The sequence below is a fragment of the Haemophilus sp. SZY H56 genome (genome assembly GCF_054332415.1).
The window spans coordinates 1-9,406 of the sequence record NZ_JBTGNX010000023.1 but is presented as its reverse complement, the minus strand read 5'-3'; the positions used below and the strand labels follow the sequence as shown (position 1 = coordinate 9,406).

The following is a 9,406-nucleotide window of genomic DNA, read 5'->3' as shown; positions in this document are numbered from 1 at the left end:
ACCTATAGATCAACCATAGCTATCCACCACCGAAAAAATAAAAAAAGTGTATAGATAACTAAAAAACACTGGGCACGGCTGGGCACAAATTGGGCACGGAAAGCCTATTTTTGGGCACGAAAAGGGGTAATTTGGGCACGCTATTTTTTATAAGTGATTGATATATTTATATTTTGTTGTTTCCGTGCCCAAAATGCCCAATATTTTTTAACTCATCTACACACGGAAAAAATTTTTCTTGTTCTTTCCGTCTGTGGAATAAAAAAAAGAGCAAATCAATTATGATCAGCTCTTTATTATTGATAGTCTATACCTTTCAAAATAGGCTTTTTATTCTATATCTTCGCTTTCCTCGTCCTCGTTTAACCGTTGAATATATCGGCTTACATCTTCCAACACTTCGCCAGCCTCATTGCAATAAATCACGCTTTCTGCACTGGTGGATTGCGCGATATTTAAATAAATGAGCTCAAGCGTTTCATATGATAGGGCTACGCCATTATTCGCCTGTATTAAGCGGATAGACTGGGTATTTTTAGGTGCAATGCGATAGCGTTCTATCTGCTCTAAAATCTCACTATCAATCACTACACAAGGAAATGATTTCCCTTGCTCGCCTAGTGAATTTTCTAGCTCAATTTCTACCGCACTTTTACCCATTTCATTAAAATGATTTGCGATAGTTTGCGCTTGCGTGCCTATGCAGATAGTCACAAGGCTTTGACCTGTGGGGTCTTGCTGTTTAGCGTAAGGGGCGTTGATTAATTTAGCCATTTCTTACCCCCTTGCGCTGCATCAATCTCTAACCGTATGTAATTGCCCCTCAGGTCGGTTCTTATTGCCTTTCTGCACTAAATAACTCCAAATGCCTGTATCAAAATCAATATCGCTCCATTTGGCTTTTGCTATTTCGCTTGGTCGGCTGCCTGTGAGCAACGTTAGCATTACGGCATAAAATGACAATGGCGAGAATCGATTATTATCCCTTGCCTCATAAAACTTAACTAGAAAGCTCCGTAATTCTTCAGGTGGTATAGTGCTCATTCCTTTAGTGATAGGCTTATCAAATTCATTGCCAATATTTGCAAGATTGTTAGTTTCAATCAGTCCACGATGCAAAGCATAACGCATTACAAAATTCACGTTATTGATGATTTTTCTAACCGTCTCTAACTTTCCCTCTCGCTCTAATGGCTTAAATGCGTTGATTGCTATTAAAGGCGTGATTCTGTCGATTGGATAAGCCCCTAACGCTTTTAAAATGTGGCGTTCAAATAAAGCCCACGTATCTTTCGCTGTGCGCTCGGTAAAGTTAGCTTTTAGTTTTCTATCCTCAAACCATAAGTGAGCCATCTTTTCAAAAGTGCGGTTTAATTTATCGTTAGCCTCTTGTTGTTGCTTGTCTGCATATTCTTTCGGATCAATATCTTTAAGCAATAAGGCTCGATATTCATCACGCTTAATGCGTGCCTCTGCAAGCCCCATTTCTTTTAAGTTACCAATGCTAATATTAGTGCGTTTTTTAGTGAAAGGTTTTTGATAGTTAAACCGCCATATCTTAGAGCCTGCATTTGTAAGTTCTAATGATAAGCCGTTGCCATCTCTTAGGGGGAAATCATCCGCTTTAGCGGTGCGGATCTTCGTATCGGTTAAGGGTTGAATTATGCGTGCCATAAATTTTAGTACCATCAAAAAACAGTGAATAGCTGTTATTTACCGATTTTTAAAACATTGATTTACTTAGTTGAATTTCAGTTTTTGTACTATCGTTTTTTGAAGATTTAAGCCGGATTTGGGAGTGAATCCAAAAAAATAGTACTATCGCCAAAATATAGTACAAAAAATGTTACTAAAAATCGTTGCTGGTAGTTTACGTCCGATTACGTAAAATTACAATAAAGCCTTATTCTAACTGGGTCTTGCTGGTGAATTATTTACGTGGATTTATGCAGATTTATATGGATTGGCGGAAGGTCATGGGAGTTGAACCCACCCGGGAACGCTGGCGTCCCCAACAGGATTTGAAGTCCTGCCACCTCACCGGAGATGACGACCTTCCGTTATTGAAATTGCGGTTACTTTAGCGTAAATTAGTTTACAATTCAATGCCATTTTGAAATAGGAATTAAAAATGACCGCACTTTTTCAACAACTTCCTTCGGTAGATAAATTTTTAAAAACACCAGAAGGTGAAATGCTTTTAACTGAATTTGGTCATTCAGCTGTCGTGCGTGAATTACGCCAATTATTATCTGATGGGCGCGAGTTTATCAAACAGCATAAAAATTTACCGCACTTTTTTGCCGATCATCTAAGTACATTACATCATTTACAGCATCGCTTGACTCAACAAAATCATGTACAAATTAAATCAGTCCATAATTTAACGGGAACGGTATTACACACAAATTTAGGACGAGCATTATGGTCTGAAAGCGCACAACAGGCAGCGCTTCATGCGATGAAAGGTAATGTTGCGTTAGAATATGATTTGGAAGAAGGCAAACGCAGTCATCGGGATAATTATATTAGTGAACTACTTGCACAACTCACAGGTGCAGAAGCTGCTTGTATCGTTAACAATAATGCTGCAGCTGTACTCTTGATGTTGGCCACCTTTGCTAAAGATAGAGAAGTCATTATTTCTCGTGGTGAGTTAATTGAAATCGGTGGTGCATTTCGCATTCCAGATATTATGGCTCAAGCAGGCTGTAAACTTGTTGAAGTGGGGACAACAAACCGCACACATTTGAAAGATTATCGTCAAGCAATCAATGAAAATACCGCTTTCTTAATGAAAGTACATTGCAGTAATTATCATATTAGTGGGTTTACCGCTTCGGTTTCAGAACAAGAATTGGTTGATCTTGGACGAGAATTTGATATTCCAGTGATTACGGATCTTGGTAGTGGGGCATTGATTGATCTAAGCCAATATGATTTACCGAATGAGCCAACGGTGCAAGAAAAAGTCGCACAGGGCGTAAATTTGGTGTCATTCTCAGGCGATAAATTATTGGGCGGAACACAAGCTGGTATTATTGTCGGTAAAAAAGAGTGGATTGCTCAGTTACAAGCTCATCCATTAAAGCGCGTATTACGTTGCGATAAAGTGATTTTAGCTGGGCTTGAGGCAACATTACGCCTTTATCTCCAACCTGAAAAACTTACTGAGACATTGCCAACTTTACATTTGCTCACCCAATCAATGGATGTATTAAAAGAAAAAGCCGAACAACTTAAAGCCTGTTTAGTAAACCGCTTAAAAGATTACCAGGTTGAGATTGAAGAAAGTGTTGCTCAGATTGGGAGTGGTTCTCAACCGATGGCGACGATTCCTTCTCTCGCGGTGACGATTGCAGAAAAAACAGAGGCAAAATTGACCGCACTTTTAGCAGTATTCAAAGCGTTAGAACAGCCGATAATCGGCCGCGTTGAGAAAGGAAAAATTTGGTTAGATTTACGTAGCGTGGCTGACTTTAAGGCATTATTAGATACGGTGGAAAAATTATGATCATAGTAACATCAGGGCACGTCGATCATGGTAAAACAGCCCTTTTGCAAGCGCTGACAGGCACAAATACTGCCCATTTGCCGGAAGAAAAAAAACGTGGCATGACCATTGATTTAGGGTATGCCTATTTGCCTTTAAAAGAGAAAGTACTCGGGTTTATTGATGCGCCTGGCCATGAAAAGTTTCTCGCCAATATGTTGGCGGGGCTTGGTGGTGTGCATTATGCGATGCTCATTGTTGCTGCAGATGAAGGAATTGCCGCACAAACTAAAGAACACTTAGCGATTTTGCGTCAGCTTCAATTTACTGAAATCATGGTAGTGATTACCAAGGCTGACCGAGCAACAGATGAGCAAATCGAGGCATTAAAAACACAAATTCAGACGGATTATCCATTCTTAGCTGAATCTCATTATTTTATTACATCGGCACAAACAGGCTTAGGGATTAATGCGTTACGCGATTATTTGGCCAATTTACCTGAATTAGCTGAAATAGATAAACCGTTCCGTTACGCCATCGACCGTGTTTTTAGCGTGAAAGGGGCGGGGACAGTGGTAACAGGGACAGCATTTGCGGGAACGGTGGCCATTGATGATGAACTCTTCCTTTCTACGGGACAAAAGGTTCGCGTAAAAAATATTCATGCTCAGAATACACCGAGCGAAAAAGGTTTGGCTGGTCAACGCTTAGCGCTCAATTTAAACGTTGATTTAGATCGTACTCCAATGCAGCGCGGCGATTGGTTGTTAGCCTCAGAACCACTTGAGCCGACCGATCGTATTACCATTGAAATTACACCTGAAGTGAATTTGAAAGACAGTCAGCCAGTGCACATTTATCATGCGGCAAGCCGTACGACGGGTAAGCTCACCTTGCTTGAAAGCAAAAATGTAATGAAAAATGACCGCACTTTGGCAGAAGTTATTTTAGAACAGCCATTATTTTTAGCTTTTGGGGATAAATTAATTTTACGTAGTGGTGATGCGAAAGCGTTAATTGGTGGTGCCAAGGTACTCGAAATTCATTCACCAAAACGTTATAAGCGCACAGAGGCTCGCTTAGCGTTCTTGGCTAAACTTAATCAGGCTCAAACTGCCACACAACGCATCGGATTAACCTTACAAAAAGAGGCGATTTCAGCTCAAGCTTTAATGTGGAGTGAGCAACTAACTGAAAATCAGCTGGCTGAAGTATTAGCTGAGAATGGCGATATCCATTTCCAAAATTGGTGTTTTAATCGCGATTATCAACGTGAAAAAACGCAGCAAATTTTGACCGCACTTGCTACCTATCATGAGCAACATAATGATCAGCTAGGTTTGAGTAAGGCCCGCTTATACCGTATTGCGACACTAAACCAACCGGAAAATCTGATTTATCATTTTATTGAAGAAATGCTTGATGAAGGCCAATTGCAGCAGACTCGTGGTTGGTTACATTTGCCTTCACACAAAATCCAATTTTCAGCCGAAGAGCAAAGCTTATGGCAAGCGGTGTTAGCTGAATTTGAGAAAGCGCATGGTCAAGCCATTTGGGTGCGAGATATGGCAACCGCCTTGTCGCAAGATGAAAGTGCGATGCGTAATTTCATGTATAAAGCAGGTAAGTTGGGCTATCTCACCCCAATTGTAAAAGATCGATTTTTCCTGACTGAGAGCATTTATGCTTATGCTCGCTTAATTAAGCAAATAGCAGGTGAAGAAGGTAAGATTGCGGTAAATGAATTACGTGACAAGCTTAATTTTGGTCGAAAACTGACCGTACAGTTAATGGAGTATTTTGACCGTACTGGCTTTTTACGCCGCAAAGGCAATGACCATATTTTACGTGATAAAGATACATTTGATTTATAGGATAACACATGAAAAAAACACTGATTTCAGCCTTAATTTTAACCGCACTTTTTACTGTAACAGGTTGCGAAGATAAAGAAGCGAAAGCAAAAATTGAGCAACAAACACAGACTATTGCGCAACTGACGGCAGAAAATACACAATTAAAAGCTGAAAAAGAAAAGGTGGAGAAGGTTATTCCAGCAATTATTGCTCAAGATGATGTGATTTTTGATAAAGAGGAAACCATCAAATATCCTAAATCGCCCAAAGAAGATGAATATGTGCCTGTAGAAGGTAAACTTCATTACAGCATTTCGACACTAAAAACGAATATTGAATGGTTAGATACACTACTTTTAGAACAAATTTCCAAAAATGCTGACGGTAAACCAAGAAGCCGTGAGCAGCTTATAGCAGATTACCAGAAAGCATATGATGAAGCTAAGAAAGAGATGTTGGAATCCCCAATAATTGGTGTTGATGAAACCTTAGATTTAGCATTTAATCACCAAAGAGGTAAGCTTGCTGTATTTTTAATAAACTATTACAGCTATGGTGGTGGCGCTCATGGCGTTGGGGGGGATCATTATCTTAATATTGATTTAGAAACAAAAAAACGACTTTCATTTGATGATGTGTTTAAACCAAATCAGCAAGCTAAATTAAAAGAGATGCTTTGGGAACGTTATACTCGATATGGTGAGGTAAAAGATGAGGAAGCATTTACATCAAAAGACGCTTTTGAAGTGACCGATAATTTCTATTTAGATCATGACGGTATTCATTTTGTGTATAACGTGTATGAAATTGCGTCTTATGCAGCTGGACCACAGGAGCTGGTGATTGAGTGGTGGAATGCCCCTGCTTTATTGAAGCCTGAATTTATTCAGAAAAAATATTACCCCGTTTCGAGTAATACGGCAGAATAACAAAGTGCGGTCAATATAGGCCGCATTTTTATTGGCCTTTTTTCACCCAGTATTTAAAAGGTGTATCTTGGGTTTCACTTGCTAACAGCGTATGCTCCATAAATTGGCAGAAACTGGGAATATCGCGTGTAGTAGCTGGGTCATCCGCCAAAATAAGCAACACTTCACCTTCATTCATGTGGCGAATGTTTTTTCTTACGAGCATCACGGGTTCAGGACAACGTAAACCAACGGTATCAAGGGTTTTATTGGCAGTCATTTCAGTCATTGTTATTCATCAGTTTTATTGAAATTGAACTACATCATACAATAATTATGGGGAAATTTCGATAAATCTGCTATTAATGCTAAACTACGCAACAAATTCATTTAAGCAATTATTTCATGGCTGAATATCTTATTCCCAAAAGTGCGGTCGTTTTTGAAGAAGAAATTAAGAAAAGTCGATTTATCACGTATTTGCAACATACGGAAGGACTTGAACAAGCCAAAGCTTTTTGGGCAGAAATTAAAGCACAGCACCCTAATGCCCGCCACCATTGTTGGGCTGCAGTGGCTGGCAGGACAACGAATTCTCAACAATTAGGCTTTTCCGATGATGGTGAGCCAGCAGGCACAGCAGGGAAACCGATGCTATCTGCTTTGCTAGGTAGTCAAGTTGGTGAAATTAGTGCCGTTGTTGTTCGTTATTATGGTGGCATTTTATTAGGCACTGGCGGTTTAGTTCGTGCTTATGGAAATGGCGTGCAGCAAGCTTTAAAATTATTAGAAACCGAACGAAAAGTCGAACGTCAGTTATTCCAAGTTCATTGTGATTATGCACAATTAAATTGGATCCAAATTTTGTGTGAGCAACATCAAATTGAAATTTATCAGCAAGATTTTCAAGTGCAGATTACATTACAGTTAGGCATTAGTGAAGATCAAATTAAACCTTTTGAACAAGCATTAATTGAGCGTTCTGCAGGAACGTTGAAATTAGAAGAAATGAATTAAGCGAGATATTGTGCATATTTTATCCATTATTCGGATTGTCGGCATTTTGATCATGTGCTTTTCCGGCACGATGCTGATTCCAGCCTTTGTGGCACTTATTTATGGCGATGGTGGCGGTAAAGCGTTTATGCAAGTTTTTGCATTAAGCTTAACCGTGGGCATGTTGCTTTGGTGGTCTTGTCATCACCACAAACAAGAATTACGATCCCGTGATGGTTTTTTGATTGTTGTGGCTTTTTGGTTAGTACTCGGCAGCATCGGGGCAATTCCATTCATGCTATTTGAAAAACCGCACCTGTCTTTTTCCTCAGCAATTTTTGAGTCATTTTCTGGCTTAACTACTACAGGTGCAACGGTAATGACGGGGCTGGATAATTTACCTAAATCTATTTTGTTTTATCGCCAGTTTTTACAATGGTTAGGTGGTATGGGGATTATCGTATTGGCTGTGGCGATAATTCCGCTGTTGGGAATTGGTGGGACACAATTATATCGAGCAGAATCTTCAGGCCCGCTTAAAGATCAAAAATCTTTGCCTAAAATTTCAGAAGTGGCAAAAGCGCTTTGGATTATTTATGCTTCATTAACTGTTCTTTGTGCCATTGCATATTGGCTGTCAGGAATGAATTTTTTTGATGCCATTGGGCATAGTTTTTCGACAATTTCAAATGGCGGATTTTCAACACATGATGCAAGTATCGGCTATTTTGATCAAGCTTCCATTTATTGGGTTACAACAATTTTTATGCTGATTGGCGGTGTTAATTTTAGTTTACATATTTCTGCTTTTCTTGCATTAGGTAAAAGAAATATTTGGCGAAATTATTGGAAAGATCCCGAATTTCGTTTTTTTCTAACGATGCAAATTATTTTTATTGGTATTGTATCTCTATCTTTATATGGTTACGGTTTAGTTTCAGATATGAACGAGGCAGTAACAAAAGGTGCATTACAATTAACATCAATGTCAATGACTTCTGGTTATACGATTTTTGATATTAATAATCTTCCGCCTTTTATTGGGCTTTTACTGGTGATTTCTGCGGTAATTGGTGGTTGTGGCGGTTCAACAACTGGGGGATTAAAAGCGATACGGACACTTATATTGTGGAAACAAATCGATCGAGAACTGCATAGTCTAATTCATCCAAATTTAGTACAACCAATTCGAATAGGTAAAAATCGTCTAGCACCAAGAATGATAGAAAGTATTTTGGCATTTTTCATTATTTTTATACTGGTTTATTGGGGATGTGTTTTTGCTGCTATTCTTTGTGGAATGAATGTTTTTGATGCGATGGGGGCAGTATTCGCCACATTAACGAATGCAGGACCAGGACTTGGCCTTGTTCACGAAAACTTTATTGATGTTCCAGAAAGTGCCAAATTAGTCTTTAGTTTTGCTATGATTTGTGGGCGTTTAGAAATTTTTACATTATTGATACTCTTTACACCAGCGTTTTGGAAGGCATATTGAAAACATTAATTTTATATTCAAGCTGTGATGGGCAAACAAAAAAGATTGCTGAATTTATGGCTCAGTATCTTGAGGGAGAAGTAGTGGTTTCACCGTTAATGGAGGAATTGGATCTTCAATTTTTTGATCAGGTGATTATTGGGGCATCCGTTCGTTATGGTCACTTTAATAAACAGGTATATCGTTTTGTAGAACGCCATCACGAATTATTGAATGCAAAAAGCGCGGTCTTTTTTGGCGTAAATTTGACAGCGAGAAAAGAAGGAAAAGATACGCCAGAAGGAAATCTCTATGTGCGTAAGTTCCTTCAACGCATAAGATGGACTCCAGCAAAAGTCGGCGTGTTTGCAGGTGCGTTGCTATATCCACGCTATAAATGGATTGATCGTATCATGATCCAATTGATTATGAAAATTACAGGTGGTGAAACAGATGCGACTAAAGAAATTGAATATACCGATTGGGGAAAAGTAAAGGCGTTTACGGAAAGCCTGAATTCGTAGAATAAAACAGCATAAAAATAGTGTTTTTTAGACTATTTGATTAAAAGATCTTCAATCAAGAAAAAATCACATTTTTTTACAAAAAAGCACTTGCAAAGAATTCTGAAATATCTATAATACGCCCCACACAACGACGCACTGTTGTGAAA

General features: G+C 39.0%; 8 protein-coding genes, 1 tRNA gene and 1 pseudogene. 6 read left to right on the top strand and 4 right to left on the bottom strand.

The genetic code is table 11. From position 1 onward, the window contains the following. Positions 1-330: 330 nt before the first annotated feature. The 3 genes and pseudogenes from ACXVWP_RS10925 to ACXVWP_RS10915 form a co-directional block, all read right to left on the bottom strand. Complete coding sequence (locus tag ACXVWP_RS10925; RefSeq protein WP_225852629.1) at positions 331-774, bottom strand: hypothetical protein; 444 nt, start codon at positions 772-774, stop codon at positions 331-333. Positions 775-804: 30 nt separating this feature from the next. Continuing rightward, positions 805-1,674 (bottom strand): annotated as a pseudogene (locus ACXVWP_RS10920) (tyrosine-type recombinase/integrase); the annotation flags it as partial. Positions 1,675-1,964: 290 nt separating this feature from the next. Further along, positions 1,965-2,059: transfer RNA gene (locus ACXVWP_RS10915), tRNA-Sec, on the bottom strand. A 72-nt stretch (positions 2,060-2,131) separates the two neighbouring features. Here ACXVWP_RS10915 and selA point away from each other — a divergent pair. The 3 genes from selA to ACXVWP_RS10900 are packed head-to-tail and all read left to right on the top strand — an operon-like array spanning position 2,132 to position 6,281. Next, positions 2,132-3,514: an L-seryl-tRNA(Sec) selenium transferase gene (gene selA / locus ACXVWP_RS10910; RefSeq protein WP_289902523.1), complete on the top strand. Its 1,383-nt coding sequence runs from the start codon at positions 2,132-2,134 to the stop codon at positions 3,512-3,514. Beyond that, the gene (gene selB / locus ACXVWP_RS10905) at positions 3,511-5,370 is read left to right on the top strand and encodes a selenocysteine-specific translation elongation factor (RefSeq protein WP_289902524.1); all 1,860 of its coding nucleotides are present in this window, start codon (positions 3,511-3,513) and stop codon (positions 5,368-5,370) included. The genes selA and selB overlap by 4 nt, the downstream gene beginning before the upstream one ends. A gap of 8 nt (positions 5,371-5,378) precedes the next feature. Beyond that, positions 5,379-6,281 (top strand): RsiV family protein, encoded by a 903-nt coding sequence (locus ACXVWP_RS10900; RefSeq protein WP_289902525.1) that lies wholly within the window; start codon positions 5,379-5,381, stop codon positions 6,279-6,281. Between the two features lie 28 nt (positions 6,282-6,309). Here the strand turns inward: ACXVWP_RS10900 and tusA are convergent, their stop codons facing one another. Beyond that, positions 6,310-6,549 (bottom strand): sulfurtransferase TusA, encoded by a 240-nt coding sequence (gene tusA, locus ACXVWP_RS10895; RefSeq protein ID WP_289902526.1) that lies wholly within the window; start codon positions 6,547-6,549, stop codon positions 6,310-6,312. Positions 6,550-6,665: 116 nt separating this feature from the next. Between tusA and ACXVWP_RS10890 the strand changes: the two genes are divergently transcribed. From ACXVWP_RS10890 to hemG, 3 genes are read left to right on the top strand one after another with little or no spacing between them, the layout of a single operon-like run. Continuing rightward, a complete protein-coding gene (locus ACXVWP_RS10890; protein WP_289902527.1) occupies positions 6,666-7,277 on the top strand; it encodes a YigZ family protein in 612 nt (203 codons plus the stop codon). Between the two features lie 10 nt (positions 7,278-7,287). Continuing rightward, positions 7,288-8,754: a TrkH family potassium uptake protein gene (locus ACXVWP_RS10885; protein WP_289902528.1), complete on the top strand. Its 1,467-nt coding sequence runs from the start codon at positions 7,288-7,290 to the stop codon at positions 8,752-8,754. Then, positions 8,751-9,257, top strand: a complete 507-nt coding sequence (hemG, locus tag ACXVWP_RS10880; protein ID WP_289902529.1) for a menaquinone-dependent protoporphyrinogen IX dehydrogenase — start codon at positions 8,751-8,753, stop codon at positions 9,255-9,257. Before ACXVWP_RS10885 ends, hemG begins: the two co-directional genes overlap by 4 nt. Positions 9,258-9,406 lie beyond the last annotated feature (149 nt).

Excerpts from the sequence above, each read along its gene's own strand:
- selB (WP_289902524.1), top strand. The coding sequence starts at position 3,511 with ATGATCATAGTAACATCAGGGCACGTCGATCATGGTAAAACAGCCCTT.
- ACXVWP_RS10925 (WP_225852629.1), bottom strand. The coding sequence starts at position 774 with ATGGCTAAATTAATCAACGCCCCTTACGCTAAACAGCAAGACCCCACA.
- ACXVWP_RS10890 (WP_289902527.1), top strand. The coding sequence starts at position 6,666 with ATGGCTGAATATCTTATTCCCAAAAGTGCGGTCGTTTTTGAAGAAGAA.
- selA (WP_289902523.1), top strand. The coding sequence starts at position 2,132 with ATGACCGCACTTTTTCAACAACTTCCTTCGGTAGATAAATTTTTAAAA.
- tusA (WP_289902526.1), bottom strand. The coding sequence starts at position 6,549 with ATGACTGAAATGACTGCCAATAAAACCCTTGATACCGTTGGTTTACGT.
- ACXVWP_RS10900 (WP_289902525.1), top strand. The coding sequence starts at position 5,379 with ATGAAAAAAACACTGATTTCAGCCTTAATTTTAACCGCACTTTTTACT.